The organism is Ottowia sp. VDI28 (assembly GCF_049532675.1).
Classification (GTDB): Bacteria; Pseudomonadota; Gammaproteobacteria; order Burkholderiales; family Burkholderiaceae_C; genus Ottowia.
Genome location: NZ_CP149820.1, coordinates 188,339 through 213,563 on the forward strand (window position 1 = coordinate 188,339; position 25,225 = coordinate 213,563).

Consider the following 25,225-nt stretch of genomic DNA (forward strand, 5'->3'; position numbering starts at 1 on the left):
CAGCCCTTCGTTCTTGCCATGGCGCTGGCCTCGTTTGGCGCCCTGGCGCAAACGGTGGATCTTGGCCCCGGCCTCAGTCCCATGCAGCGCTTTCAGCTCTACCCGCGGATCGACAAGGCCCTGGAGGCCATGGCGCGAGGCGATGGCCCGCGCGCCATCACCGAACTGCAGGCCGCTCAGCGGGTAGCGCCAGAGAACACGGCGATTGCGCTGTATTTGGCCGATGCCTATCGCCGCTTCGGGCAGCCCGCGCGGGCGGAGGAGGTGTTGAAGGCACAACTGCGCCGCACGCCGGGCGAGCCGCGCCTTGGCGCAGCCTTGCGTGATCTGCAAGGCGCCACCATCGCCAGTGCGCCAGCAGTACCACCTGCGGCACCACCCATGGCGCCTGCCTCGCCATTGGCCGCAGCACCCGGACCCAGCCCCGCCTCTGAGCCTCCTTCTGAAGCCGCGCAGAGAAAGCCAGGCGAGCAACCCCGTGTGAGCGCCGCCACACCACGTGCGGCTGCCCGCCCATCCCGGGCGCCCGTCAAAACCGCAAAGGCCGCCGAGCCCGCAAAGACCGAAGAAGCCGCACCAGCAACGCCGGCCCGCCCAGGCTATGAACCGGCCCGCCAAGCCTATGCCGCGATGGCGCGGGGCGATGCCGCGGCCGCCTTGCCATGGGCGCGCCAGGCCGCGCAGGCCGAACCGGAGCACCCGGATTACCAGCGCCTGCTGGTCTATCTGCTGATCGAGAACGGCCATCTTGACGAGGCCGAATCCTATGCGGCGGCGGCGGAGTCACGCGTAGTGTCCTTGCAATCCGACCCGGTGTGGCAGGCCCAGCGGGAGCAGGCGCGGCAACGCGCGGCCTACAAGAATCTGGAGGTGGCGAGCGAAGCCGCGCAGCAGGCCTATCAGGCGTACTCGGCGCGGGACTACGATCTGGCGGCACGGAAAGCCGAAGAGGCCGCGCAGCGCAACGCCGCTCACCTTCCCTACCTGCTGCTGCGCCTGCAAGCGCTGGCGGCCGGGGGGCATGTGGACCAGGCGCTACAGGAAGCGGAGCAGATTCTGCAAAAGCGCACGGATGCCTCTGAGGTGCTGGCCTTGCGCAGCCGCCTGCGCCATGATCTTGGCCAAGACGAGGCCGCCGCCACCGATGCCCGGGCGGCACTGCAGGCGGGCGGCCTGTCTCTGCCCAGCGAGGTCGATTTGTGGCTGCAACTGGGCGAGCGCGAGAAAGCCGCCAGCGTGTTTGCCGCCGCCATCGAAGCCCCCGGCCTGCAGGGCAGCGCCGACCCTGATCTGGCCTATCTGGCCACCCGTGTGGGCGACGACCGTACCGCGCTGGCCGTGTTCAACCGGGCACGCGCGAAAGGCAGCTTGCCTGCCTCTTCGTGGCGCGATGGCGCCTACACCGCGAGCCGGCTGGCCAAGAACGACCAGGCAGTTGAGTATTTCCAGGATGCCATCGACGCGGCGGAGCGCCACGAAATCAAGCTGACGCCACAAGAGCTCTTCTCCACGCGGCGCGAAGTGGCTGACCGCACGCGCGCCTGGGGCGCCAACGCACTGCTGGGCTACCGCGGCATCTCACCAGGCTCCGTCTCGGCGCAGCCCGGGCTCTATGGCGACGTGGCTCAGGTGGTGGGCGAGGCGTTCTGGCGCCCCCGGAAATTCGGGGACGGCCGCTTCTGGGAGCTGTATGGCGGCTTGGCGCAGACCGTCTACAGCCGTCAGGATGGGCCGACCGGCGGCGCCACTACGCAAGGGGCTCTTGGCATCAGGGCCAAGCCTTTCAGCAACCATAACTTCGTTCTGTCGGCCGAGCGGCGCATACGCATTGGTTCCCTGTCCATCAACGACTGGCTGCTGCGCGCCGGATACTCGGGGGGACAGGCACTGATCTGCGCGTCGATGTGCCGAACTGGACCACGCTCAACGTCTACGCAGAGGCGGGCCGCTTCCTGCAGCGCAGGCAGAACTACGCGACGTTCGAGGCGCAGGCGGGCCGCAGCTTTCGCGTGAGTGACGCTGATTCACGCCTGGTGCTGTTCCCGCATGCGGTGCTGGGTGTGGACTACAACTCCCAGCGCACCTCCGCCGGCTACAACGGGGCTGCCGGCGCGGGCCTTGGCATTGGCGTGCGCTATTGGTTCAGAGAGGACCGCTACAACGCACCCCGCTCCTACCTGGACCTCTCTTTGCAATACCGTGCCCGGTTACTGGGCGACGAGCGGGGCAAGGGTGTGTTCTTGCGAGCCTCACTGGTTTATTGAGCCGGCGGCGCGAGCGGATTTTTGGGGAAGATCATGGTGAAAATCCAGCAACTACAGTTATTCGTCCTGGGGCTTTGCACCGCCATGCTGGCGGCTTGCGGTGGCGGCAGTGATCCGTTCTACCAGCCGCCCGATGGCGGTTCGGGCACACAACCTCCCTTCGGCACGAGCGAGCCTGTGAAGCGGCCGGCGATCGCGTCATTGCCTGCGCCGGTGCGCGCCGCACCCACCGGACCGCGTGTCCTGGTGCTCTATGACGAGCCGGAGAACGACGAATACGCCAAGCTGGGTGCTGCCTACAGTATCCTGGTGCGCAACTTGCTCGGGCATTTCGATGCCGCCGTGGAAGCCATGCCCATGGGGCAGTACCGCAAGGCCGCCATCAATGGTTACCAGGCCACTTTCTATATTGGCTGGGCCTCGGAAAGCGAACTGCCTGAGGCCTTCCTGGAGGACGTTGCCACCACCTCCCAGCGCGTGATCTGGGTGCGCGACAACCTGCAGCAATTGGCGGACTTCGAAGGAGCCGGTTTCCAGAGCCGCCTGGGGATCGCCACGGAAGGGGGCCGCGCGTTCGATCCCGGACCGGCGCCGCCCGGCACGGCGCCCAGCTTCTTCAGCACCGTGCACTACAAGAACATGGCATTCGAGAAGAGCGCCACAGTGGTGAACGGCGTGGTGGAGGCCGATCCAGCCATGTTCGTGACCAAGGTCACCGACCCTGCCAGGGCACGGGTGCACGCGGTCATCTCCAACCCGGCGACACGGGAGTCGGCGCCTTATGTGGTGCAATCGGGCAACTTCTGGTTTGTCGCCGACCTGCCCTTCAACTATTACACCCCGCGCGACCGCTACGTGGTGTTTTCCGACCTGCTGCACGACATGCTGGGCATCGACCACACCGAGAACCACCGGGCCATGGTGCGCCTTGAAGACATCGACGCCAAGGTCAATCCGGAAGCGTTCAAGAAGACGGTCGACTATCTCTACAGCAAGGGCGTTCCGTTCTCGTTGGCTGTCATTCCTCATTACAAGGATCCCTACGGCTCGCAGAGCGCGGGCGTGCCCACGGACATTCCCATGGCCCAGGCGACCAACTTGCGGTTGGCGCTGGATTACGCCCTGGCGCGCGGCGGTGAAATCCTGCAGCACGGCACCACGCACCAGTACGAGAACATGATCAACAACTTCTCAGGCGCCAGCGGGATTGATTACGAGTTCTGGGACATGGTCGACGACAAACCCCTGCCTGGCGACTCCGTTCCCTGGGCGCGTGACCGGATCAACGCCGGCTTGCGGCAGATGCTCGATCTGGGTTACCTGCCCGTGGCTTGGGAAACCCCGCACTATGTCGGCTCGCCTTCGACATTGCGCGCGGTGGAACAGATCTATCAAACCGCCTACCAGCGGCATATGTATTACACATCCGACCATCCGAACCTCACGCCTGGCATGGGCGCCGATTTCGGTGTCGACCAGTTCGCACCCTACATCATGGAACGGGACATCTATGGGCTTCGGGTGCTGCCGGAAACCATGGGCAACCTGCAGTACTTCGAGTTCGGTGCGGACGAGGAATTGACCTCGAAGGAGTTGCTGGAGAATGCCAGATACCTGCTGGCCGTGCGAGATGGCTTTGCCTCGTTCTTTGTCCATCCGTTTCTCATGGTGCCCTCTGGCGCCTACGACGGCCGAGGCTATCGCGACCTGACCGAAATCGTGGAAGGCTTGACCGCCATGGGCTACAGCTGGACGTCGCCTGGCAGGCTGGCTGCGCCGCAGTGAGTTTCACGCGCCGCCGGGCCCTGGTTGCTGCCATGGCGCTGCCTTGTGCCGCAGCGGGTTGCGCGGCGCTGTCCGCTCCGATGTCTGTGCGCCACCTGCCCGGCATGGTCTGGCAGCCCAGCAACAGCACTTTGCGCCCTCGCGGACCCTGGCAGGACCTGGGAATCCATCGCTTGCTGGTGCAGTGGACAGCGGTCGATGGCCGGAGTTTCGTCCCGGAAGGCGGCCTGCCGCCGGTCGGGGCTGAGCTGCCAGACTGGAGCCGCATTGCCGGCGAGCCCTGGGCGCGCGAGGTGATCCTGGGGTTGGCCGGTATGCATGCTGAAGCCGATGCCCGCGCAAGCCTTGCCGGTCTGGCCGCGCAGTCTCATCGTCTTGTGGCCGCCGCCGCATCGCTGCCGCTGCGTATCAGCGGATGGTATTTTCCCGTGGAGATCGATCCTACATGGACGACTCCGGGCATATTGACGGACGTACTGGAGGGGCTCCCCCGTCCGCTATGGATCAGCGCTTACGACAGCGCCAACCTGGGCCCGCAGGCGCTGGCTGACTGGATCGAACGCTATGTGCCTGCCCACGTGGGCGTGTTTTTTCAGGACGGCGTTGGTGTGCACGCCCGTACACCGGCGGTGGCACGCGAGTATCTGCGGGTGCTGAGCGCACGTCTGGGGCATGCCCGTGTGCAGGCCATCGCGGAGGCTTTCCGCCCGGCGCCGGAGGGCGGTTTCCGCAGCGCCACAGCCGAGGAGTTGCTGCCTCAGATAGATGCGTACCAAGGCTGGCCGATTTTCGCTTTCGACGGTCCGCACTATCTGCACGACGCACTGACAGCCGATCTGGCCGCCAGCGGTGTCGGATAAATCCTCTGGAAACGGCTTTTACCTCTGGCGCTTGTTCAAGGCGTTTTCGCGGGGAGCCGGTGCGGGCGGGAAGAATCCTCGGCATATTGCTTGAACAGCATTGGCGCGGCAGCGAGATAGGCCGATACGTGAAGCCGTATGGCCGATCCTACGTCCACGGATGTCGAGTTTCTGTATACGTGACGCCGGATCGCGAGGTGGGATAGGTTGCCGTGAAGCAGCCAACCGATTTCCTGCCTCATGTCCGCCTCCTTGGGAGGCGCGATTCCGGCATCGGCCGCCGTTTCATCAACGATGGTCTCCAGCAAGGTCCTGATGACCGCGGAAATATAGGCTGGGGCCATTTCCACTTCGGCCAGCGAGGCATAGAGGAATAGGCGCAGCCATTTTCTGGTCAGGACGCCATCGTAGTACTCTTGGTAGAACGACAGCAACCGCTGCTGGAGCGGAATGCTCCGGTCCCGGAGCTTGACCAGCCAGACGGCCTTGAATGGGCCGGCGATATTGGCTTCATAGACCGCGTCGATCAGTGCGGCCTTGCTGGGAAACACGCTGTAGAGCAGGCGTTGCGACACGCCGCAGGCATCGGCAAGCGCGCGGGTCTGTGCTGTCAACCCGTATTCCGAGAAGAACTCGAAAGCTTTTGCCAGGATCTGCGCCTTGCGCTCGGCGGCTGGCAGGCGCGAGGTGGGCCGGCGCTTGCTGGCCTGGGCCGGGCGGGGCTGGACCGATGTCTGCCGCTTGGTGGCGAGGAGATCTGACTTTGCTTTCATGAGGTGTGAGGCCGATATTGCCAGCCCATCTGGACACATCAGCCACTTTACCTTCAAAATATATATCGTCAAATGAAGATATAAAATTGAAGGTATCGAATTCTTCCATGTTGAAAGGTCGCTTGTGATCTACGAAATGCGCACATACCAGGTGGCTCCGGGCAAGGCCGGAGAGTTCCTGAATTTCTACCAGGAGAAGGGCCTGCACATCATTACGCGCTACGCCAGCCTGGTGGGTTGCTGGGTCAAGGAGTCCGGCGTGCTGAACTCCACGGTGTTTATTTGGGCCTATGAGGATTTCGGGCACCGCACGAGCCAGAGAGCCAAGCTTGCCCAGGATCCGGAATGGCAGTCATTTGTGCCCGCGATGCTGCCCTATCTGGTGCATCAAGAGAGCGTGTTCTTGAACCCTGCTGCGTTTTCTCCGCTGAAATGACCTCCCTGAGTCGCTTACGCGCCTCTCCTGCGCCGTGCACCATTTTTGGCGGCCTCGCACCAATATCGTCACTTGACGATATGTGAAATTCAAGTCAACAATAAGACGTGGCTCGGATCGCCAGCAGGGGCTGGCGGGCTGTGAGCCTCGCGGGCGCAGTTCGGGGCAGACCATTTGTTTGCCGCGCGCATCAAGCTAAGGGAGCGTTATCGATGAGCCAGATCTGGACCAGCGACACCAGTCGCCGTGATTTCCTCAAGTACGCAGCAGCGGCGGGGGCGGCCTCATCGGGCGCGCTTTCAGTGGATGCCTTGGCCCAAGGCGCGCCGATCAACCTGTATTCCTGGTCTGCCGCGGTTGACTTGGTCAAGAGCCACCTCACGGCGTTCGAAGCCAAGATGGGGCTGAAGGTCAACTACAGCAACGCGCCTTGGGCCCAGTACCGCGAGGCCATGGTCACGAAGTTCGTGGGCAAGGCGCCCATGGATGTGCTTTGGGTCTCCGACAGTTGGCTGCCCGAATGGGCCGATGCCGGATGGATTGCGCCCATCAACAACTATCCGCAGTTGATGAAGTACAACGCCGATGCCGACGACTTCTGCACCCAATCCATGCAGTACAAGGGCAAGCAATACGGGCTGACCTACTACTCCGACTACATGGCCTTCTTCTATGACGCCGAGATGCTCAAGAAGGCTGGTATCAAGGAGCCTCCGAAGACCTGGGACGAACTGGTGCAGCAATCGCTCAAGATCAAGGGGGCGGGCCTGTCGGAGTATCCAATGATGTTCTCGATGGCACGCGAGAGCTGGCTGATCGAATTCCTGACCGCGATGGTGTATTCCAATGGCGGACGCTTCACGGACGACAACGGGGCAGCCGTGATGGCTGATCCGAAGAAGGGTGCACAGCAGGCTCTGCAATGGATCGTCGACGCCGTGCAGAAGCACAAGATCATTTCCCCCGCCTGCGTCGAGACGGGAGAGCTCAACGGCCTGAAATCCTTCGGTTCAGGCAACCATGCATTCGCGCTGCTGAGCCGCTACCGGATCCGTACCTTGAACGATCCGAAACAATCCGCTATCGCGGGTCGCGTCAAGCAGGCGCTTATGCCAGCCGGGCGCGGAGGCTCCAACATGACCGTGGGCTGGATGCGCTTTCACGGCATGACGGCGCAAGCCGCGGCAGACAAGAACCGTGCGGCCAATGCGGTGAAACTGATCGAGTGGTTCGGCGGCAAAGCCGACGGCAAGTATCAGTTCCAGAAGCTGCTCTTCAATGACCTGGGGTCGGGCTTCGGCGTCAAAGAGCTCTTCAAGGACCCGGAGATCCAGGCGAACTACGCCAAATACTCGGATCTCTCCATGTACGAGGCGCAACAGAAGCTGGTGCGCAAGAAGGACGTGATCGCCCGCTGGTTCGGCGAGTGGGACGAGGTGAACGGGACCGCATGGCAATCGGCCGTGCTGGGCAAGGCTTCGGTCGCGGACGCGCTGAAGAAATCCTCGGAAGCGTGGAACGACATGCGCAAGTCGTAATGCAGCGCTGGGCTGCGCGAAGCGCGGCTCATCTTCGGACACCATTTCCTCAACTTCATGAACGATCCCAAGCCGCAGCGCCGACCCTGGCTGACCCTGCCATCGAGCCGATACGATCAGCACAGCGCCATGCTGTTCCTGGCGCCCATGATGGCCGTGCTCATGATCGTGGCGGTGTTCCCAGTCATCTATTCATTCTGGGTCAGCCTGCACGATCTCAAGCTCACGCGTCCGCATCGCGTGCCGTTCGTCTGGTTCGCCAACTACGTCAAGATCTTCCAGGACACGCTCTTCTGGGAGTCGGTGCTGCGCACGGCCAGCTTTACCGTGATGTCCGTGCTGGCCATCATGGTGATCGCCACCCTGATGGCGATGCTGCTGAATGAGGAGTTCAGGGGCCGACGGATCCTTTCCACCATCCTGCTGATTCCATGGGCCATTCCCTATGTGGCCAATGGCCTTATGTGGAAATGGATCTACGACTCGGGCTATGGCGCGCTGAACGGGCTGTTGATGCAGTTGGGCTTCATCGACAAATACATCGTCATGCTGGGGGATGTCAATAAAACCATGCCCCTGATCACGAACGCCTTTGTGTGGAAGGAAGTGCCACTTGCAACCATCCTTCTGCTGGTCACGCTGAAATCGATCCGTCCGGATTTGTACAGTGCCGCAAAGGTGGACGGCGCCAATGCATGGCAACGCTTCATCCATATCACGCTGCCTTCGTTGGTGCCCGGATTCGCGCTGGTGATGATCTACGAATCCATGATGGCGATCCGCCATTTCGATCTCTTCTTCATCCTTACCGAGGGTGGTCCGGCTGACGCCTCGCACGTGCTGGCATGGCAGGTCTATGTGGAAACGTTCCGCAAGCTCGCGTTCGGCACAGGTTCGGCACTGGCCTACATCATGGCCGTGGCCACTTTCACCCTGGCGTTCTTCATCATCCGCAGTACCAGCCGCAAGCTATGAGCCCAGGCCAAGCTTTCATGAAATATCTACCCACGCTCAGACAGACGCTGATCTTCTTCGGCTCGGTGCTGTTCGCGCTGTACGTGCTCGCGCCCATTGCCTGGCTTGTGTCGTCCTCGATTCAGTCGGAGGCCGAGATCACCTCGGTGCCGCCCCATTGGATTCCCGAGCAGCCGACGCTGGAGAACTTCGCGGCCGTCTTCAAGTCCGGCGACGAGAAGATCACCTACGAAACTCGCAAAGAGGGTGATACCGCCACGGGCGGGTTCATTCCCTCCACAGCCAGTAATCTGCTGCCTTCGATGAAGAATAGCTTCATTGTGGCCTGTGCCGTGGTGGTGCTCAACCTGCTGGTGGGCGTGCCGGCCGCCTACGCGCTGGCCAAGATCCGCTTCATCGGGCGATCGGGATCCATCTATTTCATGCTCACCACACGGGTGATTCCGGATATTGCCCTGGTGGTCCCTTTCTTCCTGTTCGTGCAGAAGCTCGGACTGATGGACAGTCTTTCCTCGCTCGTGATCACTTATCTAGCGATCACGGTGCCGTTCACGGTCTTCATCCTGATGGGGTACTTCGAGTCCTTGCCCGACGAGCTGGACAAGGCGGCCAGGGTGGATGGCTGCTCACGCTTGCAGACGCTGCTGCTGGTGTTCCTTCCGCTGGCGCTGCCGTCGCTGGTCGCCGTCATCCTCTTTACTTTTCTGACAAGCTGGAACGAGTTTCTGCTGGCCTTGATGTTCACGCAGACACCCGCGTCGCAGACCATGCCCATCGTGGTGGCTTCGTTCACCTCGGATTTCAACATCAGCTTCTCATTCATCAACGCGGCGGGGGTCATGGCCATCATTCCTCCGGTGATCGTCGCCGTCATGTTTGAACGCTACATCGTTTCTGGTCTCACCGCGGGCGCGGTCAAAGGCTGACCACGCTGACATACCCTAGGAGCACACATTGGCCAGAATCCAGTTTGAAGCCGTCGGCAAGCGCTATCCCAATGGCTATGTCGCGCTTGAGAATCTGAACCTCGACATCGGGGACAAAGAGTTTCTCGTCTTGCTGGGGCCTTCGGGCTGCGGCAAATCCACCACGCTCAATATGATCGCGGGTCTTGAGGACGTGACCGAGGGCCGGCTCCTGTTTGACGGCGATGTCATGAACACCGTGCCGCCGCACAAGCGGGATGTGGCCATGGTGTTCCAAAGCTACGCGCTCTATCCCCACAAGACGGTGTACGACAACATCGCCTTCGGCTTGAAGATGCGCAAGTACGACAAAGCCGAGATCGACCGGCGTGTGCGTGATGCGGCACGCCGGCTGGCCATCGAGCCGCTTCTGGAGAGGCGCCCCGAGCAGCTTTCGGGTGGCCAGCGTCAGCGCGTGGCGCTGGGCCGTGCGATGGTCCGGCAGCCTCAGGTGTTCCTGATGGACGAACCCTTGTCCAACCTGGACGCGGCGCTACGCATTTCCATGCGCGCGGAAATCAAGCAACTGCACCAGGCCATGCAGACGACATTCGTCTACGTGACGCACGATCAGGCGGAAGCCCTCACGCTGGCCGACCGCATCGTGGTGATGAAAAGCGGTGTCGTGCAGCAGATCGGCGGCCCGGACGCCATCTATGAGCGGCCGCGGAACATGTTCGTGGCCTCTTTCCTGGGCAATCCGCCCATCAACTTCATGGAAGGGCGCATCACGGCGGTCGCGGAGGCGTTTTTCTTCGAGCGTGGCGACCTGCGAATCAGCCTGCCCGCCGGAATGGCAGAGCGTGTGAAGGCGCACGCCGGCAAGGAAGTGGTGCTGGGCCTGCGAGCCGAGGATGTCATGGAAACGGGAGGCCCCGACCATGGTGAGCGTATCGCCGGGCGCGTGATCTCGGTGCTGCCGGTCGGATCGGACCAGTTCATCGAAGTGGAAGTGCAGGGCGTCAAGCTCTTCCTCCGCCTGGGCAAGGAGTGCCGTCACCGCGAGGGCGAGCAGGCGGCGTTCTACCTGAATCCCAAGCGCCTGCACCTGTTCGACAAACAGAGCACCCAGAGCCTGCTCTGGGATTGAGCCGGGATTGAATTGGAGCGAGGAGCGCGGTGAAGCCTGCGTCATTTGAATACCACCGGCCGGCTTCCATCGGCGAAGCCCTGGACTTGCTTGCTCTTCACGGGGCGCAGGGCAAGCTGATTTCCGGCGGACAGAGCCTGGTGCCGATGATGAATATGCGGCTGGCCAGCCCCGCGCATCTGATTGACATCAATGACCTGTCGGAGTTGGCAGGCGTGCGAGACCAGGGCGATGCCGTGGAGATCGGCACGTTGACGAGGCATTGTGAGGTCGTTTCTTCAGCCCTGCTGAAAAAGCACTGCCCATTGCTGCCAAAAGCTGCTGCCACCATCGGCCACCATGCCATCCGGCAGCGGGGCACCCTGGGCGGCAGCCTGGCGCACGCCGATCCGGCGGCGCAGATGGCCCTGGTCGCGCGTACGCTGGATGCGCGCATCACGCTCGCAAGCCGATCGGGGGAGCGCGAGGTGGCCAGTGGGGTCTTCTTCGAAGGAGCCATGGCCACGGTAGTGCGCCCGGACGAAATGATCGTGCGGGTTCACTATCCGAAGCTGCCGCCACAAGAGCGGTCTTCGTTCAAGCTCTTCTCCCGCAGGCATGGCGACTTCGCGATCATTTCAGTCGCGGTGCTGCTGGAAGTCCATGAAGGCTGGGTACGCAAGCTGCTTATCGGGGTAAATGGCGCATCGCCGGTGCCTCTTCGCCTGGACGCGGTTGCTGCTGAATTTCTGGGAAAAACGCCGGACGCTCGCTGGGTGGAGGCGCTGGGTCTGGCCGTTTCCCGAGCCATCACTCCGGAAGACTCCGCACGGATTCCGCCCATCTACCGGCGCGAGCTGGCCAGAGGCTTGACGGTGCAGGCCTTGCAGGAGTTGCTGGCAGAACGAAAGGGAGACGTGGCATGAGCAAGACCGCCATCATGCTGACCGTGAACGGCCGGAATATCGAATTCGAGGCCGAACCGAGAAAGCTGCTGTCCGATGCATTGCGCGAGGATTGCAGGTTGACAGGCACCCATGTGGGATGCGAGCACGGTGTATGCGGCGCGTGCACGGTACTTGTCGATGGCCGGCCGCAGCGTTCCTGCCTGTCTTTCGCCATCCAGATGGAAGGCCATGAAATCACCACTATCGAATCGGTCGGAACGCCCATGGGCTTTTCTGTGCTGCAGGAAGCCCTGCATGCGGCGCACGGCCTTCAATGCGGTTTTTGCACGCCCGGGATCGTCATGACGTTCGAGGCATATCTGCGCGATCATCCCCATCCGACCGAGGTCGAGATCCGGGAAGCATTGTCGGGCAACCTGTGCCGATGCACGGGCTATCAGAACATTGTCGCGGCCATTGTTGACGCGGCCCGGCGGATGGCCGATTCCAATGGCATGGGAGGAGCGGCCAAGCCATGAGCCCTTCCGGATTTCGCCATATCGGCGGGCAGCAGCCCCGCAAGGAAGACGCCCGCCTCTTGACCGGCCGCGGCAGGTATGTGGACGACATCGTGGTAGACGGCGCCCTGCATGCCTGCTTCGTCAGATCGCCCCATGCCCATGCGCGGCTTGTCTCGATCGATGCATTGGCCGCGCTGGAGATGCCGGGTGTGGTCGCTGTGGTGTCTGGCAAGGATCTGGCCGCATGGACCACGCGGCTGCGCATGGCGCCGCCCATCGACGGGCTGCACCCCATGGAGATGGATACGCTGCCTATCGACAAGGTGCGCTTTCAGGGGGACCCGGTGGCCTGCGTGGTGGCCACGGACCGCTATCTCGCGGAAGATGCGGCCGAGCAAGTTCAGGTGGCGTACGAAGCCTTGCCGCCGGTGACCAACATGTGGCAGGCGCTGGAGCCTGGTGCTCCCTTGGTGGACGACACCTTGCCCTCCAACCTGCTGTCTCACCAGAAGGCTGTCTACGGCGATGTGGCCGCTGGCATGGCCATGGCTTTCAAGATCGTGGAGTCCACGTTCTCGCAGCACAGGCAGACGCACCTGCCTATCGAGACCCGGGGGTGCATCGCCGAGTGGGATCAAGGGCGCCAGCATCTGACGTTTCAGGTGGGAACGCAGGTGCCTCACCCCTATCGCACCACGCTGGCGTCGAGGCTTCGCTTGAGAGAGACGCAGGTGACCATCGTGTCTCCGGATGTTGGCGGCGCGTTCGGCCAGAAGATCGCCCTGTACCGCGAGGAACTCGTGGTGGCCGCTTTGGCCATGCAACTGGGGCGCCCTGTCCGCTGGCGCGAGGACCGCATGGAAAACTTGCTGGCTTCGGCGCAATCCCGGGAGGACCACTGCCGCACCCGGGTAGGCGTGGACGCCGAGGGGCGGGTGTTGGCCCTGGAGCTGGAGATGCTGGAGGATTTCGGCGCTTACAGCTTTTATCCGGGCAACTACCTGGCCAGGGTCGTGGCCATGATCCTTACCGGACCTTACCGCATCCACCACTACAGCTACGACGTTCGAGTGGTGCTCTCGAACAAGGTCGGCAACGCCCCCATGCGGGCGCCCATGGCGATCACCAGCTGGGTGATGGACGGCACGATGGACGCCATCGCGAGGGCGCTCGATCTCGACCCGATCGAGGTCCGCCGCGTCAACATGCTCGCGCGCGAAGAAATGCCCTTTACCATGCCCACGGGCGAAGTCCTGGAAGACGTGACGCCCCGGGAAACCATGGAAGGGGTGCTGCGGGCTATTGGCTACGGAGCATTCCGCGAACGTCAGGCCAAGGCTCGGACCGAAGGGCGCTTGCTGGGGCTGGGCATCTGCAACGTGGTCGAGTCGACCACTTACGGCTCCAAGTTCTACAAGGCCGCTGGGATACCAGGGTCCGGCCACGAGGCGGCCTGGGTGCGCATCGAGCCCTCTGGCGAGGTCAATGCCGCGGTGGGGCTGGGAGCTTCGGGCCATGGCTATGAAACCTCGCTGGCCAATGCGGTCGCCGACGGCCTGGGCGTGTCTCCGGAAGGCGTCAGGCTTCATCTCGGGCACACCGATATCGCGCCTTACGGCATGGGCAGCCGTGGCGCACGGGGCGGTACCGCTGGCGGGGGGCTTTGTACCTGTGCGCCCAGCTGGCGCAGCAGGCTGTGCTTGGCGTTGCATGTGCCATGCTGGGCGAGACGGATACCGGGAAACTGCGCATGGTGAACGGACGCATTCAGCGCGCGGCTCGCGAGGCATGGGAAGACACTTCCCTCTCGCTGGCCGACATCGCGCGCACGGCCTATCTTGATCCCCTGGCCCTGCCACCAGGCATGAAACCCGGCCTGGAGTTTCACACTACCTACGAGCCGCCGCCGATGACGTACTCGAACACCAGCCATGCCTGCGTGGTCGAGGTGGATAGCCGTACCGGAGCCATCCGTATCGAACGCTATGTGGTGGCGGAAGATTGCGGCACGGTGTTGCACCAGGCGATCGTGGAGGGGCAACAGCATGGCGCGATCGCCATGGGCTTGTCGGGCGCGCTGTATGAGCATGTCGAGTACGACGCCGAAACCGGTCAGAACCTTTCGGGTTCCTTGGCCGACTATCTGGTCGCTACTGCCTGTGAGATGCCCGCCATCGAACTGCTGCCCATGCACACCCCAAACCGGCGCACACCCGCCGGCATGAAAGGCATGGCGGAAGGAGGCGTGATGGGGGCTGTCGGCGCTGTGACCAACGCGGTCAACGATGCGTTGTCCTTCCTGGGCCTCGTGGCCGAGCGGCAGCCGCTTTCGCCTATCTATATGAGGGAGCTGCTGCGCAACTCCTCACATCCATTTTTCGAACAGGTATCCGCATGACTGAAAAGAATTCAACCCTGCGCGTGGGCTTTGTCGGCCTGGGCATCATGGGCGAGGCCATGGCTGGCCATATCCTTGCCGCGGGGCACCCCTTGCGCGTCTATAACCGTTCGCGGGCCAAGGCTGACGCGCTGGTCGGGAAGGGGGCACTGTGGTGCGGCACCCCGGCCGAGTTGGCCTCTTCTTCGGACGTGGTTATCTCGATGGTGGGCTATCCTAGCGACGTCGAAGAAGTCTGGCTGGGGGCGGAGGGTATTCTGAAGACCGCGCGTGATGCAGTGCTGATCGACATGACCACCTCCAGCCCGGCGTTGGCGCAGCGCCTGGCCGATGAGGCGTTGCGGCGAAACTGCGTGGCGCTGGATGCGCCCGTTTCCGGTGGCGACGTGGGGGCCAGGGAAGCCAAGTTGTCCATCATGGTCGGCGGAGACGAGCAGGCTCTTGGCAGGGTGATGCCGGTGCTGCGCCTGATGGGGAGCAATATTCAGTATGCCGGCGCAGCGGGAGCGGGGCAGCACACCAAGATGTGCAATCAGATCGTCATCGCATCGACCATCATGGGCGTCTCAGAGGGTTTGGCCTATGCCAAAGCCGCTGGGCTGGACCAGGAGAGAGTGCTGCAGACCATCGGGTCCGGCGCGGCGGGGAGCTTTCAGCTCAATATCCTCGGTGCGCGCATCGTCAAGGGCGACTTCGCGCCTGGTTTCTTCATCGAGCACTTCCTCAAGGACCTGGGGATCGCGCTGTCCGAGTCGCAGCGCATGGGGTTGGAACTACCCGGTGCAAGCCAGGCCAGGAAACTGTACGAGCAACTGGCCGCGCAGGGCTACGGCCGCCGAGGCACGCAGGCGCTCTACCGCCACTACGTTCGGGAGTGAGCATGGAGTTTTCTGGTGAATACCGTATCCCGGCGCCTCGGCTGCGCGTCTGGGAGGCGCTGAACGATCCTGCGGTTCTGCAGGCCAGCATAGCCGGTTGCCAGTCGCTGGAAAGAACAACGGGCGAGAACAGCTTTGCGGCCATCGTGACCACCAAGGTCGGGCCGATATCGGCCACGTTCCGTGGCACGCTGGAGCTGTCGGAGCTCGATCCTCCTCACGGCTACAAGCTGACTGGCCGGGGGCAAGGCGGCGCTGCCGGGTTCGCGAGAATGTCCGCCGCCGTGGGGCTGGCACCTGATGGCGATGCCACTCTCCTGCGCTATACCGCCGAGGCGGAAATCGGTGGCAAGCTCGCCAGCGTGGGAAGCCGCCTCATTCAAACGGTGGCCAAGAAGAATGCCGATGATTTTTTTCGGCTTTTGCACGGCAGCTGACTGGCGAGGCACAGACTGTTCCGCAGTCTGCGGTGATTCCCAACGCGGTTGACGTCCCGCGAATGCCTGTTCCTGAACCAGCGTCGATGAGCCATGACCGCAGTGGCGGCGGACAGACCGCGCCCGCCTGGCTAGTGGTTTTCGGAACCGCTGTCGGTGTGGTCCTGGGCTACTGCATCGCGCTGGTGGTGCGCTGAGCGCATTGCTCAGTATCTGGAGAAACGCGAGGGAAGCGTCCGCACCCAGGCGTCCATGCTGGCGTTACGCTCCTTCAGAGAATTCTCGACATAGTCCACGAACGTATGAATGCGCGCGCTGAGGTGTCTCCGATGGTGATAGACCGCCTGGACAGGCTGCGCTTGGAATGATCGGTTCGTGAAGAGCGGGATCAAGGCACCGGAATCGATATCGGGGCGTACATGAAAATCGCCGAGGCGGGCAATGCCAGCGCCTTGCCGGACCATTTCCAGCAGCGCTCCGCCATCGCTTGCGGAAAAATTTCCCATCGCGGCTTGCTCGTGCGTTTCCTGCGCCAGGCTCATCTGCCAATGATTCCAAGCGTCCTTCACGATGAAGTTGAGGCAATTATGCTTCACGAGGTCTTCCGGCTGCCGGGGCGTACCGCACCGGGCCAGGTAGTCTGGCGAGGCGCATACGATCCAGCGGACGGTCGACAGCGGCCTGGCAACCATCGAAGAGTCCGGCAGGCGCCCGGAATGAATGAGCAGGTCCAGCCCGCGCTCAGTGAGACTTGGCGCGTCGAGCCCCATGAACATTTCGATCCTGACCTCCGGATATTGCGCCAGGAAGGAAGCAATGATCCTGGTCAGCTCGATTCTTGCGAAGACCGGTGCGGCGTGAAGGCGCAGCGTGCCGCGGACATCCTCATGTGCTTGCAGGACGGCACTTTGGGCGCTCTCGGCCGCATCCAGCAGGGCCTGGGCCTTGACGTAGAAGGCTCGCCCGGAAGGCGTCAGCGTCACGGCTCTGGGCGTCCTGTCGAACAGACGCGCCTTCAGTCGGCTCTCCAGGCGGTCAATGACTTTGCTCACGGTGGAAGGCGAAAAATGCCAATCCTTGGCCGCGGCTGAGAAGTTGCCTCGTTCGGCAACACGGACGAACAGCGCGACATCGCTGATCCGGTCAATTTGCTGGATTCGCTTTTCCATGGTCGAGGACTCCATGATCGAGGCTTATATCGAGGCTGATCAGGCATCGATGCTGAAGTATCTGTGAAGTATTTTCACAGCAGCTGTTCCGTGGAATCGTTTGCCGCGTACCGGGGTGGTCATGCACCATCAAAAGTATCGGGGCCGGCGAGCCCCTTCCAATGGAGACAAACCATGAAATTCCGAATCGCGGCGGCGGCGATGACTGCCCTTCTTGCGGCTGGCCCGGTGGGGGTTCACGCAACGGAATTCGCACCCACCCGCCCGCTGACCATCGTGGTGCCGGTGCCGCCGGGGGGAACCACGGACATCCTCGCGCGTCTGCTGGCGGACAAGCTTTCCACCACCTTCAAGCAGCCTGTCCTGGTGGAGAACCGCCCAGGCGGTGCGACAGTCATTGGAGCCCGCCAGGTCCTCAATGCGCCGGCGGACGGCCAAACCATGTTCTTGGGCACGTTCGCGACGATTGCCAACCCTTACCTGAGCAAATCGAGCAAGGTGGCCTATACCGATTTCGATCCGGTATCCCTCGTGATCAATACACCCAACGTACTGAACGTGGGGCCTGGCACACCCTACAAGACTGTGGCCGATCTGGTCGCCGCCGAGAAGGCCAAGCCGGGTAGCGTGAGCTTTGCCTCCACGAGCAACGGTGGTTCACCGCATCTCTCCGGAGCCCTGTTCAACAGTATGGCCAAGACCCGCATGGTGCACGTGCCCTATCCGGGCTCGGCGCCTGCCATCTCCGATCTTCTCGGGGGCCATATCGGGGTGATGTTCGACAACCTGCCCGCGGCGCTGGCGCAGATCAATGCCGGGAAGCTGCACCCGCTGGCCGTGACGACCAAGGAGCGGGTGTCCATATTGCCCAATGTGCCGACGCTCGCGGAGTCCGGCCTTCCAGGCTATGAGGTGAATGCGTGGTTCGGCATGCTGGCGCGCAAGGGTACGCCGCCGGAAGCGATCGAAGCCTGGAGCAAGGGTATCAAGGTCGCGGTCGATTCTCCGGATGTCAAGCAGAAGCTGATTGCGCTGGGCGCCCTCCCGGTCGGCAGCACGCCTGCGAGCTTCGCTGCCTATCTGAAGGCCGAAGATGAAAAATGGGCCCGCGTCATCCGTGAAGCCAACATCAGGACGGAGTGATTCATGCAAGCTCGGACGATTCGTATCGGCTGCGGCTCCGGCTGGTGGCGCGACCGCGTGGAGCCCGCGGTGGTGAATGCCCGGGATGGCCAACTGGACTTCCTGTGCTTCGAAACCATGGCGGAAGCTACCGTGTCGTTTGCACAGACCCGCAAGCGCCAGGATCCCTCCTTTCCGGGATACGAGACCTTGCTGGAGGAGCGGATGAGGAAGGTCATTCCGCACTGCGTCGCCAACGGAACGCGCATCATCACCAACGGCGGGTGGATCAATCCGCTCGCGGCGGCGCAGGCCACGGCACGTATCTGCGCGGAGTTGGGCTTCCCGGGAGTGAAGATCGCCGCCGTCGTGGGCGATGACCTGAGCGAGCGCATCTTTACCCTGGCTGACAAGGTCATGGAGAACGGCGCGCCGGTGAGCGGCCTGAGGGGCAGCCTGATTTCCGCGGAAGCTTATGCGGGCGCGGACGGCATCGTGAAAGCGCTGGATGAAGGGGCGAAAATAGTGATCACCGGGCGCGTGGCCGATCCCTCGCTTTTTCTGGCGCCAATGATCCATGCTTTCGGCTGGCCGGTGGACGATGCCGATCTGATGGCGCAAGGATCCGCCGTGGGGCACTTGCTGGAATGCGGCGCGCAGGTGACGGGAGGCTATTTCAGCGATCCGGGCTTCAAGGATGTTCCCGATCCCTGGAACCTGGGTTTACCGATCGCGGAGGTATCCAGTTCGGGCGAAACCGTGATCACCAAGGTCGGCGGAACAGGTGGCCGAGTCAACGCCCAGACCGTCAAGGAGCAGATGTTCTATGAGGTGGGCGATCCATCGAGCTATCTCACGCCGGATGCCGTGGTGAACTTTCTGAGTGCGCGCGTGGAGGAAATTGGTGAAGACCGGGTGCGTTTCTCTGGCGTGACCGGCCGTCCACGGCCCCAGACCCTGAAGGTGTCGATGGGCTGCAAGGAAGGCTTCATCGGAGAAGACTGGTTCTTCTATGCCGGCCCAGGCGCGGTGGCGCGGGCGAAGCTGGCCAAGCGGATGCTGGAGGAGCGCTTCAGAATGGTCGGCCTGGAAGCGGAAGAGCTTCGCATCGATTTTCTCGGCATCAACGCGGTGCACCGTGAGGCGTCCCCGCCCGTGGAGCATGAACCTTATGAACTTGGCGTGCGGGTGTCGGCGCGCACCAGAACCCGCGAAATGGCGGAAAAAGTGGGCGGCGAAGTGGATGGCATGGCTGTCTCCGGCATCGCGGCCACCGGCAAACGCCTGCCCTTCAATGAGCGTACCCGTGAGGTCATTGGTATCTGGTCTACCCTGGTGGATCGGAATGCGATCGGCTTCCAACTGCATCTTCTTGAGAGCTGAGCCATGGAAGTCGCACTGCGTTATCTTGCCCATAGCCGCTCGGGAGACAAGGGCAACATCTTCAATGTCGGCGTTTTCGCGTACGAGCCCGCTTTCTACCCCTACCTTGTGGAGCAATTGACGGCGGAAAAGGTCCAGGCCTTCTACAAGGTGGCCGAGCGCGTGGACCGCTTCCTCGCGGACAACATCTGCGGCATGAACTTCATGATGCACAACGCGCTGGCAGGTGGCGTCTCGCGCACACTGGCGCTCGACAACTATGGCAAGGCCATGTCAAGCGCGATTCTTCGTATGCCGATCGATCTGCCGGAAGCGTTGGCCAAGGAAACGCTGCGCCGGTTTTCAGGCGCAGCTTAGGCGGTCTTTGCCGCGTACTCCGCGCGGATTTCCTCGGTATGTTCGCCGAGGCCCGGGGGCGAGCGGCGAATGGGAAAGCCCTGGCCGCTCAGCCGCACGGGTGACGCGAAGGTGCGCGTCTGCTTGCCATTGGGCAGCGTCAGCGGTTGCACCCAGCCCATGTGCTCGGTCTGCTCATCGGCCAGTGCCGAGGCATAGTCATTGATGCGCGCATGCGGCACCCCCGCTTCATTGAACGCCGCGATCCAGTGCTCCACCGGCTTCTGGGTGAACAGCGTCTCCAGGATCTCCTTCAACGCCGCCTGGTTCTTCGCCCGGTCGGTGGTGCTCACAAAGCGCACATCGTCGGCCAGCGCGGGCATTCCCACCACCTCCAGCACGCTCAGCCACAGCTTGTGGTTGCCCGCCGCAATGGCGAAATAACCGTCTTTCGCCTGGAACGCCTGATAGGGCGCATTGCGCGGGTGCGCCGAGCCCAGCTTCACCGGGCTGCGCCCATTGCCAAAATACTCGCTGGTCTGCAGCGCGGCGATGCCCAGCGTGCAGCCGAACATCGGGATGTCGATGTGCGCGCCCTGCCCGCCCGCGCGCACATGCGCCAGCATGGATGCAATGGAAAAGGCCGCGTACAGGCCAGAGGCGAAGTCCGACAGCGGCACCCCGCACTTGACGGGGGCGCCTTCCGGCTCGCCGGTCACGCTCATCACGCCCGCGGCCGCCTGGATGGTCAGATCGAACCCGCCTTCGCCCGAACGCGGGCCGCTCTGGCCGTAGGCGGAGATGGAGCAAAACAGAAGCGTGGGCTTTTCGGCCGACATGGCGGCCCAGCCCAGGCCCAGGCGGTCCATCACGCCAGGGCGGTTGTTCTCCACCACCACATCGGCATCCAGAATGAGCTGGCGGGCCAGAGCCACGTCAGCCGGGTCCTTGAGGTTGAGCACGGCCGAGCGCTTGTTGCGGTTGAGCGAGGCAAAATTTTCGCTGTAGCCTTCGTTGAGCGGAGGCCACTGGCGCAGGCCGTCGCCCGCAGGCGGCTCGATCTTGACCACTTCGGCGCCCATGTCGGACAACAGCATGGTGGAAAAGGGGCCAGAGGCGGTCGAGCAGAACTCGACGACACGGACGCCGGCCAGAGGCAGAAGAGTTTTCATGTTGGTATCGATTCGAAAGCTGGTTGCAAGACGTTCAGGACTTTGCTGCCGCCATGGCCGCGAAGCCGTCCTCCAGGTCGGAAATGAGCGCTTCGGGGTCGTCAAGACCCGCGTGTATGCGCACCAGCGGACCACCTTGCCAGGGTCCTGCCGTACGCAGGCCGGTGAGGTTGGCTGGCATGATCAGGCTTTCAAAGCCGCCCCATGAAAATCCCAGACGGAAGTGGCGGCGGTGATCGCATAAGGCACTGAGCTGATCCGCACTGGCAGCGTGCAGTTCGAACGAGAAGAGACCGCTGGCCCCGCTGAAATCGCGTTTCCATCGCGCGTGCTGAGGGTGCGAGGGCAAGGCGGGGTGCAGCACGCGCGCCACTTCCGGGCGCTTTTCCAGCCAGCGCGCGAGCACCAACCCATTGCTTTCGTGCGCCTGCATCCGGACCTTCAGGGTGCGCATGCCGCGCAGAATCAGCCACGCATCGTCGCTGCCCACGCACAGGCCCTGTTGGCGTACTGCTTGGTGGAGCTGGGGCCAGAGGGCTTCCCGGACCACGGCGGCGCCCATCAGCACGTCGGCGTGTCCGCTCCAGTATTTCGTCAGCGGCAGCACGGAAATGTCCACGCCCCAATCAAAAGGGCGTGCCAGCACCGGGGAGGCCCAGGCATTGTCGATCGCGGTCAGAATGCCGCGCTCGCGCGCTAGCGAGCAGATCGCCGGCACGTCCGGAATTTCGAAGGTGTAGCTGCCCGGGCTCTCCAGATAGATCATGCGTGTGTTAGGCCGGAGCAAATCCCCGATGCCGGCACCGATGGCGGGGTCGTAGAACGTGGTCTCGATGCCGAAGCGCGCAAGCATGCCCTGAGCGAACAGGCGCGCAGGCCCATAGACCGAATCGCCCATGAGCAGGTGATCACCGGGGGAAAGGAAGGCTTGCAGCACGGTGGCGATGGCGGAGAGTCCGCTGGGCAGCAGGGCCGTCCGGGCCGGATGTGGGCCCGCTTCCAGTTCCGCCACCGCATCTGCCAGCGCGAAGGTGGTGGGCGTTCCAGCGGTGGCGTAGTTGGCCGCGCGCCGCTCGCCCGCAGCAGTGGCCGCCACTTCGGCTCGCATGTCGGCCACGTTGGTGAACAGCACGCTCGAAGCCCGCCATATCGGCAGATTGACCGATTCGTAGGGCTTGCCAGCGTCGCGCGCGATGGACACCAGATCCTGGTTTTTGTGGTCCTGTGGGAAGGATTGCGTCATGGCGTTCGATTCTTTCTGATCGTCAACATGCTCTCAGGCCTGGGGGACCACGGTTCCCAGTCCTCGGGCCGATGCGTTGAGAAGGGCCAGCTCGATGGCGCCCAGATCCAGTGCGCCGAAGCCGAGCGACTTGTACAAGGTGATCTCCTCGGCGCTGGTGCGGCCCGCATGGCGGCCGAGCAGGACATCGCCCAGTTCAGCCTGAATGTGGTCTTCTGTGATGGCGCCTTCTGCCAGTGCGCGGCGCACGTCACCCGATTCGGCCAGGGCCGCATCGCGGCGGTCGACGAACAGCCGGGAGGCGGCCATGAGTGCGGGATCGATCTCGCAGGCCGCTGGTGTGCTGGAGCCCACCGCGTTGACGTGGCAGCCTGGCGCCAGCCATTCGCGCCGGAGGATCGGGTCATGCGCGGCGGTCACGGTGCAGACCACGTCCGCATCGCGCACCGCCTGCTCGATGGTAGGCATGGGTTCGCACTGGGTTTCCCGGGCCAGCTCCCGTGCCTTCTGCTCGGAGCGGCCCCACAGCCGGATCTGCGCGCCAGGCAAGATCGCCCGCATGGCCTCGATGTGCGTGCGGCCCTGCACCCCTGTGCCGATGATCGCCACTGTGCGCGCATCGCCGCGCGCGAAAGTGAGGGTTGCCAGGGCCGTGGTGGCGGCGGTACGCAGCGTGGTCAGCCCCGGCGCATCGGCGATGGCGAGCACGCGGCCATCGTCGCCGTCGTGGAGGATGACCAGCCCTTGCAATGGGTCCAGGCCACGCGCGGAGTTATCAGGGGTGACGACCATCTGCTTGAGGCACCACCGGCGAGGCCGTTTGAGCCGGAGCGTCGGCATCAGTGTCATGCCGTTGGGGCTCTCTCCAGCCGGCCGGACGCGGCTGCGGACGGGCGCGTAGTAGCCGCCCTCCGCCGCATCAATGAACACCTGCCGCATCGCTTCGACACACTCGGGAATGGGCAATGCCGCGCGCAGCGTACGCGCATCCAGGACCATCATGGCCGACTCCCCATGAAGTCTGGGCCGCAGCAAGCCATCACGGGCCGCAGGCGTGGCGGCGGGGTTTGCCGGCTGCGCCCCGACACCACCGCTTTTCCATCGATCAGCACATGCGTGATGCCCGGCAGGTCGCCGTGCGCCACGGCATCGGCGAGCGTCGTGCCCGCAGATCCTTCGACCGGTCCGCACAAAGCCAGGTCCGCCGGCCGCCCCGGCGCGAGGAGGCCTTCTTCCAATCCGTGCGCGCGTCCGGTGTTGCCCGTGGCCACCGCGATCGCTTCTCCGGGTGAGAGACCGCACATGGAGGAGAGAAACAGGATATTGCGCCAGGCTCCGCGTGGGATGACCCCGGTGCCGCCGGGCGTGTCGCTGCCCAGTGTCAGGCGATCCAGGCGGCCGCGCTGCACCAGCCTGCGCACCGCGCGGTGGCCGGAGGCGTAGTTTCCCGAGGAGCATATTTCCAGAGGAAATTCCAATTCGTCGATGACCCGGTCCAGATCTTCGTCGCACATCGGAATGGGGCCGCCCGAGATGTGGGCGGCGATATCGGGCTGCAGCCACGACAGGATTTCGAAGCCGCAGATCTGGCTCACGCCGGAACGCGACACTCCGCCCGTGTGCACCTTGCTGCGCAAGCCGCGCTCCCGGGCCCAGCGCACGTAGCGCATGGCTTCGGCCGGGTCCTGGGCGAACGGGTAGAAGAGAAACTTCACCAGCCGGGCGCCCGCAGCGGCGAGCCGGTCGAAATGCGCTTCAGTCATGCCGGGCACCAGCAACGCCGTGCCCGCATAAAGTTTCACGCTGCCTGCGCGCAGGTTGGCAAAGGTGTTCGCGGTGACCTCGGCCAGGGAGGTCACCAAGTCCGGCGTGAGGTTGCCGTAGTCCAATCCCGGTGTGTGCAGCTCACCTGCCGACAGCATGCTGGTGGTGCCTCCATGAAGGTAATTGCCCACCCAGCCGATGGCGTCCTGCGTAGGAGTCCACTCACCGGCGACCGGGTGTACGTGGCCGTCGATCAGGCCCGGCACCACGGCCAGCCCGCCGGCGTCGATCACGGTGTCGAAGCCTTCGTGCGATGATGGGTCGAACTGCGCGATGCGGGAGCCCTCTATCGAGAGCGCCTTGACCGGCAGCGTCGGTTGCGCCAGGTCTCCTGTATAGAACTCGCCTATGTTGTGGATCAGAACGCGCGACACGTGATTTCCTTCATGAGTTTTGTTCATTATTCAGACAACGATGACCGATAATCGGATTTGATTCCATCGGGGAAAATTACCGCGTCATGACCGAGATATCCAAGACTGCTGACCAGGCGCTGGTCCTCCTGGCCTATGTGGCCGAACACGGCCCGTTGGGGACGACCGAACTGGCGCGGCGCCTGCAGATGCACCGCACGGTGGTACATCGCCTGCTCGCCACGCTCCAGGGACGCGGCTTCATCCGCCGGGTGGGGGAAACTACTTGCCCGGCACGGCCTTGCTGCATCTGGCGCAGTTTGTGGAGCCGGAATTGATCGCGGCTTCCCGCCCCATTCTTGGCGACCTGGCACAGGAGTTTGGCGAAACCTTCATCCTCACCGCCTTGCAGGGCAGCCATGAGGCCATCCAGATCGAGCAGGCGGTAGGCAGCCATCATTTCATGCGGGTCCAGCTCACGCGCGGGTTCCGCCACTCGCTGGCCAAGGGGGCCAGCGGCCGGTCTATCCTCGCCTTCAGCGACGACTCGGTGATCACGCATGCGCTGGAGCAGTCCGGTGATCCGGATCTGCTGAGGCAGCAACTGGCTGAAGTGCGGGAGCTGGGCTACGCGGTTTCCCGCGGCGACCTGTCGCCGGGCGTGCACGGCGTGTCGGTGCCGGTCATGATCGACAGGCAGCCTATCGCCTCGGTCGGCGTGGTGTATCCCGCTGTCCGCGAGGATGTGGCTGGCACCTATGCCAAAGCGCTGAAGAAGGCCGCTGCGGCCATCGCGCGCGCGGTGAAGCAGAACACTTCGCTGGGCTAGCGCGCGGC

25 protein-coding genes and 1 pseudogene are annotated in these 25,225 nt (G+C 63.4%); 20 read left to right on the forward strand and 6 right to left on the reverse strand.

The features are described 5' to 3' along the window. Nucleotides 1–81: 81 nt before the first annotated feature. From WJU18_RS00860 to WJU18_RS00870, 3 genes and pseudogenes are all read left to right on the forward strand, one after another. Nucleotides 82–2,264, forward strand: a pseudogene (locus tag WJU18_RS00860) (NfrA family protein). A 33-nt stretch (nucleotides 2,265–2,297) separates the two neighbouring features. Further along, nucleotides 2,298–4,049: a DUF2334 domain-containing protein gene (locus WJU18_RS00865; protein WP_423458295.1), complete on the forward strand. Its 1,752-nt coding sequence runs from the start codon at nucleotides 2,298–2,300 to the stop codon at nucleotides 4,047–4,049. Nucleotides 4,050–4,081: 32 nt separating this feature from the next. Next, nucleotides 4,082–4,909 carry a hypothetical protein gene (locus WJU18_RS00870; RefSeq protein ID WP_423460906.1) on the forward strand — a complete coding sequence of 276 codons (828 nt, stop codon included), beginning with the start codon at nucleotides 4,082–4,084 and terminating at the stop codon, nucleotides 4,907–4,909. A gap of 35 nt (nucleotides 4,910–4,944) precedes the next feature. On the opposite strand, the gene WJU18_RS00875 is transcribed toward WJU18_RS00870, so the two are convergent. Beyond that, nucleotides 4,945–5,682, reverse strand: coding sequence for a TetR/AcrR family transcriptional regulator (locus tag WJU18_RS00875; protein ID WP_423458296.1), 738 nt, complete (start codon nucleotides 5,680–5,682; stop codon nucleotides 4,945–4,947). 136 nt (nucleotides 5,683–5,818) lie between these two features. Here WJU18_RS00875 and WJU18_RS00880 point away from each other — a divergent pair, with 136 nt between their 5' ends. The 12 genes from WJU18_RS00880 (at nucleotide 5,819) to WJU18_RS00935 (ending at nucleotide 15,983) form a co-directional block, all read left to right on the forward strand. Beyond that, on the forward strand, nucleotides 5,819–6,118 hold the full coding sequence (locus WJU18_RS00880; protein ID WP_423458297.1) for an NIPSNAP family protein: 300 nt from the start codon (nucleotides 5,819–5,821) through the stop codon (nucleotides 6,116–6,118). 212 nt (nucleotides 6,119–6,330) lie between these two features. Continuing rightward, entirely contained in the window at nucleotides 6,331–7,656 is a 1,326-nt protein-coding gene (locus tag WJU18_RS00885; protein WP_423458298.1) for an extracellular solute-binding protein, read from the forward strand. A gap of 57 nt (nucleotides 7,657–7,713) precedes the next feature. Further along, nucleotides 7,714–8,631 carry a carbohydrate ABC transporter permease gene (locus tag WJU18_RS00890; protein WP_423458299.1) on the forward strand — a complete coding sequence of 306 codons (918 nt, stop codon included), beginning with the start codon at nucleotides 7,714–7,716 and terminating at the stop codon, nucleotides 8,629–8,631. A 17-nt stretch (nucleotides 8,632–8,648) separates the two neighbouring features. Continuing rightward, complete coding sequence (locus WJU18_RS00895; RefSeq protein ID WP_423458300.1) at nucleotides 8,649–9,557, forward strand: carbohydrate ABC transporter permease; 909 nt, start codon at nucleotides 8,649–8,651, stop codon at nucleotides 9,555–9,557. A 28-nt stretch (nucleotides 9,558–9,585) separates the two neighbouring features. Further along, complete coding sequence (locus WJU18_RS00900; protein ID WP_423458301.1) at nucleotides 9,586–10,686, forward strand: ABC transporter ATP-binding protein; 1,101 nt, start codon at nucleotides 9,586–9,588, stop codon at nucleotides 10,684–10,686. A 29-nt stretch (nucleotides 10,687–10,715) separates the two neighbouring features. Beyond that, a complete protein-coding gene (locus tag WJU18_RS00905) occupies nucleotides 10,716–11,591 on the forward strand; it encodes an FAD binding domain-containing protein (protein WP_423458302.1) in 876 nt (291 codons plus the stop codon). Next, a complete protein-coding gene (locus tag WJU18_RS00910; protein WP_423458303.1) occupies nucleotides 11,588–12,091 on the forward strand; it encodes a (2Fe-2S)-binding protein in 504 nt (167 codons plus the stop codon). Before WJU18_RS00905 ends, WJU18_RS00910 begins: the two co-directional genes overlap by 4 nt. After that, a complete protein-coding gene (locus WJU18_RS00915) occupies nucleotides 12,088–13,830 on the forward strand; it encodes a xanthine dehydrogenase family protein molybdopterin-binding subunit (protein ID WP_423458304.1) in 1,743 nt (580 codons plus the stop codon). Before WJU18_RS00910 ends, WJU18_RS00915 begins: the two co-directional genes overlap by 4 nt. Further along, nucleotides 13,791–14,471, forward strand: coding sequence for a molybdopterin cofactor-binding domain-containing protein (locus WJU18_RS00920; RefSeq protein ID WP_423458305.1), 681 nt, complete (start codon nucleotides 13,791–13,793; stop codon nucleotides 14,469–14,471). The genes WJU18_RS00915 and WJU18_RS00920 overlap by 40 nt, the downstream gene beginning before the upstream one ends. After that, a complete protein-coding gene (locus WJU18_RS00925; RefSeq protein WP_423458306.1) occupies nucleotides 14,468–15,349 on the forward strand; it encodes an NAD(P)-dependent oxidoreductase in 882 nt (293 codons plus the stop codon). Before WJU18_RS00920 ends, WJU18_RS00925 begins: the two co-directional genes overlap by 4 nt. 2 nt (nucleotides 15,350–15,351) lie before the next feature. Continuing rightward, nucleotides 15,352–15,786, forward strand: a complete 435-nt coding sequence (locus WJU18_RS00930) for an SRPBCC family protein (RefSeq protein ID WP_423458307.1) — start codon at nucleotides 15,352–15,354, stop codon at nucleotides 15,784–15,786. A gap of 62 nt (nucleotides 15,787–15,848) precedes the next feature. Beyond that, entirely contained in the window at nucleotides 15,849–15,983 is a 135-nt protein-coding gene (locus WJU18_RS00935; RefSeq protein ID WP_423458308.1) for a hypothetical protein, read from the forward strand. A 9-nt stretch (nucleotides 15,984–15,992) separates the two neighbouring features. Here WJU18_RS00935 and WJU18_RS00940 read toward each other — a convergent pair whose 3' ends face one another. Then, on the reverse strand, nucleotides 15,993–16,955 hold the full coding sequence (locus WJU18_RS00940) for a LysR substrate-binding domain-containing protein (RefSeq protein WP_423458309.1): 963 nt from the start codon (nucleotides 16,953–16,955) through the stop codon (nucleotides 15,993–15,995). A 174-nt stretch (nucleotides 16,956–17,129) separates the two neighbouring features. Here WJU18_RS00940 and WJU18_RS00945 point away from each other — a divergent pair, with 174 nt between their 5' ends. Genes WJU18_RS00945 through WJU18_RS00955 form a run of 3 tightly spaced genes read left to right on the forward strand, consistent with a single transcriptional unit; the run spans nucleotide 17,130 to nucleotide 19,817 of the window. After that, a complete protein-coding gene (locus WJU18_RS00945; RefSeq protein ID WP_423458310.1) occupies nucleotides 17,130–18,098 on the forward strand; it encodes a Bug family tripartite tricarboxylate transporter substrate binding protein in 969 nt (322 codons plus the stop codon). Between the two features lie 3 nt (nucleotides 18,099–18,101). After that, nucleotides 18,102–19,460, forward strand: a complete 1,359-nt coding sequence (locus WJU18_RS00950) for an acyclic terpene utilization AtuA family protein (protein ID WP_423458311.1) — start codon at nucleotides 18,102–18,104, stop codon at nucleotides 19,458–19,460. A gap of 3 nt (nucleotides 19,461–19,463) precedes the next feature. Then, the gene (locus tag WJU18_RS00955) at nucleotides 19,464–19,817 is read left to right on the forward strand and encodes an AtuA-related protein (RefSeq protein ID WP_423458312.1); all 354 of its coding nucleotides are present in this window, start codon (nucleotides 19,464–19,466) and stop codon (nucleotides 19,815–19,817) included. On the opposite strand, the gene WJU18_RS00960 is transcribed toward WJU18_RS00955, so the two are convergent. The 4 genes from WJU18_RS00960 to WJU18_RS00975 are packed head-to-tail and all read right to left on the reverse strand — an operon-like array spanning nucleotide 19,814 to nucleotide 24,409. Beyond that, nucleotides 19,814–20,968, reverse strand: coding sequence for a CaiB/BaiF CoA transferase family protein (locus WJU18_RS00960; RefSeq protein WP_423458313.1), 1,155 nt, complete (start codon nucleotides 20,966–20,968; stop codon nucleotides 19,814–19,816). The genes WJU18_RS00955 and WJU18_RS00960 overlap by 4 nt on opposite strands. Nucleotides 20,969–21,002: 34 nt before the next feature. Then, nucleotides 21,003–22,211 carry a cystathionine beta-lyase gene (gene metC, locus WJU18_RS00965; RefSeq protein WP_423458314.1) on the reverse strand — a complete coding sequence of 403 codons (1,209 nt, stop codon included), beginning with the start codon at nucleotides 22,209–22,211 and terminating at the stop codon, nucleotides 21,003–21,005. A 33-nt stretch (nucleotides 22,212–22,244) separates the two neighbouring features. Then, a complete protein-coding gene (locus tag WJU18_RS00970) occupies nucleotides 22,245–23,213 on the reverse strand; it encodes an ornithine cyclodeaminase family protein (RefSeq protein WP_423458315.1) in 969 nt (322 codons plus the stop codon). After that, nucleotides 23,210–24,409 carry an amidohydrolase family protein gene (locus WJU18_RS00975; protein ID WP_423458316.1) on the reverse strand — a complete coding sequence of 400 codons (1,200 nt, stop codon included), beginning with the start codon at nucleotides 24,407–24,409 and terminating at the stop codon, nucleotides 23,210–23,212. The genes WJU18_RS00970 and WJU18_RS00975 overlap by 4 nt, the downstream gene beginning before the upstream one ends. A gap of 86 nt (nucleotides 24,410–24,495) precedes the next feature. Between WJU18_RS00975 and WJU18_RS00980 the strand changes: the two genes are divergently transcribed. Both WJU18_RS00980 and WJU18_RS00985 read left to right on the forward strand, forming a co-directional pair. Then, entirely contained in the window at nucleotides 24,496–24,726 is a 231-nt protein-coding gene (locus tag WJU18_RS00980; protein ID WP_423458317.1) for a helix-turn-helix domain-containing protein, read from the forward strand. Continuing rightward, a complete protein-coding gene (locus WJU18_RS00985) occupies nucleotides 24,675–25,217 on the forward strand; it encodes an IclR family transcriptional regulator (RefSeq protein WP_423458318.1) in 543 nt (180 codons plus the stop codon). The genes WJU18_RS00980 and WJU18_RS00985 overlap by 52 nt, the downstream gene beginning before the upstream one ends. Nucleotides 25,218–25,225 lie beyond the last annotated feature (8 nt).

Excerpts from the sequence above, each read along its gene's own strand:
- WJU18_RS00865 (WP_423458295.1), top strand. The coding sequence starts at position 2,298 with ATGGTGAAAATCCAGCAACTACAGTTATTCGTCCTGGGGCTTTGCACC.
- WJU18_RS00870 (WP_423460906.1), top strand. The coding sequence starts at position 4,082 with ATGGCGCTGCCTTGTGCCGCAGCGGGTTGCGCGGCGCTGTCCGCTCCG.
- WJU18_RS00875 (WP_423458296.1), bottom strand. The coding sequence starts at position 5,682 with ATGAAAGCAAAGTCAGATCTCCTCGCCACCAAGCGGCAGACATCGGTC.
- WJU18_RS00880 (WP_423458297.1), top strand. The coding sequence starts at position 5,819 with ATGCGCACATACCAGGTGGCTCCGGGCAAGGCCGGAGAGTTCCTGAAT.
- WJU18_RS00885 (WP_423458298.1), top strand. The coding sequence starts at position 6,331 with ATGAGCCAGATCTGGACCAGCGACACCAGTCGCCGTGATTTCCTCAAG.
- WJU18_RS00890 (WP_423458299.1), top strand. The coding sequence starts at position 7,714 with ATGAACGATCCCAAGCCGCAGCGCCGACCCTGGCTGACCCTGCCATCG.
- WJU18_RS00895 (WP_423458300.1), top strand. The coding sequence starts at position 8,649 with ATGAAATATCTACCCACGCTCAGACAGACGCTGATCTTCTTCGGCTCG.
- WJU18_RS00910 (WP_423458303.1), top strand. The coding sequence starts at position 11,588 with ATGAGCAAGACCGCCATCATGCTGACCGTGAACGGCCGGAATATCGAA.
- WJU18_RS00915 (WP_423458304.1), top strand. The coding sequence starts at position 12,088 with ATGAGCCCTTCCGGATTTCGCCATATCGGCGGGCAGCAGCCCCGCAAG.
- WJU18_RS00920 (WP_423458305.1), top strand. The coding sequence starts at position 13,791 with ATGCTGGGCGAGACGGATACCGGGAAACTGCGCATGGTGAACGGACGC.
- WJU18_RS00925 (WP_423458306.1), top strand. The coding sequence starts at position 14,468 with ATGACTGAAAAGAATTCAACCCTGCGCGTGGGCTTTGTCGGCCTGGGC.
- WJU18_RS00930 (WP_423458307.1), top strand. The coding sequence starts at position 15,352 with ATGGAGTTTTCTGGTGAATACCGTATCCCGGCGCCTCGGCTGCGCGTC.
- WJU18_RS00935 (WP_423458308.1), top strand. The coding sequence starts at position 15,849 with ATGCCTGTTCCTGAACCAGCGTCGATGAGCCATGACCGCAGTGGCGGC.
- WJU18_RS00940 (WP_423458309.1), bottom strand. The coding sequence starts at position 16,955 with ATGGAAAAGCGAATCCAGCAAATTGACCGGATCAGCGATGTCGCGCTG.
- WJU18_RS00945 (WP_423458310.1), top strand. The coding sequence starts at position 17,130 with ATGAAATTCCGAATCGCGGCGGCGGCGATGACTGCCCTTCTTGCGGCT.
- WJU18_RS00950 (WP_423458311.1), top strand. The coding sequence starts at position 18,102 with ATGCAAGCTCGGACGATTCGTATCGGCTGCGGCTCCGGCTGGTGGCGC.
- WJU18_RS00955 (WP_423458312.1), top strand. The coding sequence starts at position 19,464 with ATGGAAGTCGCACTGCGTTATCTTGCCCATAGCCGCTCGGGAGACAAG.
- WJU18_RS00960 (WP_423458313.1), bottom strand. The coding sequence starts at position 20,968 with ATGAAAACTCTTCTGCCTCTGGCCGGCGTCCGTGTCGTCGAGTTCTGC.
- metC (WP_423458314.1), bottom strand. The coding sequence starts at position 22,211 with ATGACGCAATCCTTCCCACAGGACCACAAAAACCAGGATCTGGTGTCC.
- WJU18_RS00970 (WP_423458315.1), bottom strand. The coding sequence starts at position 23,213 with ATGATGGTCCTGGATGCGCGTACGCTGCGCGCGGCATTGCCCATTCCC.
- WJU18_RS00980 (WP_423458317.1), top strand. The coding sequence starts at position 24,496 with ATGACCGAGATATCCAAGACTGCTGACCAGGCGCTGGTCCTCCTGGCC.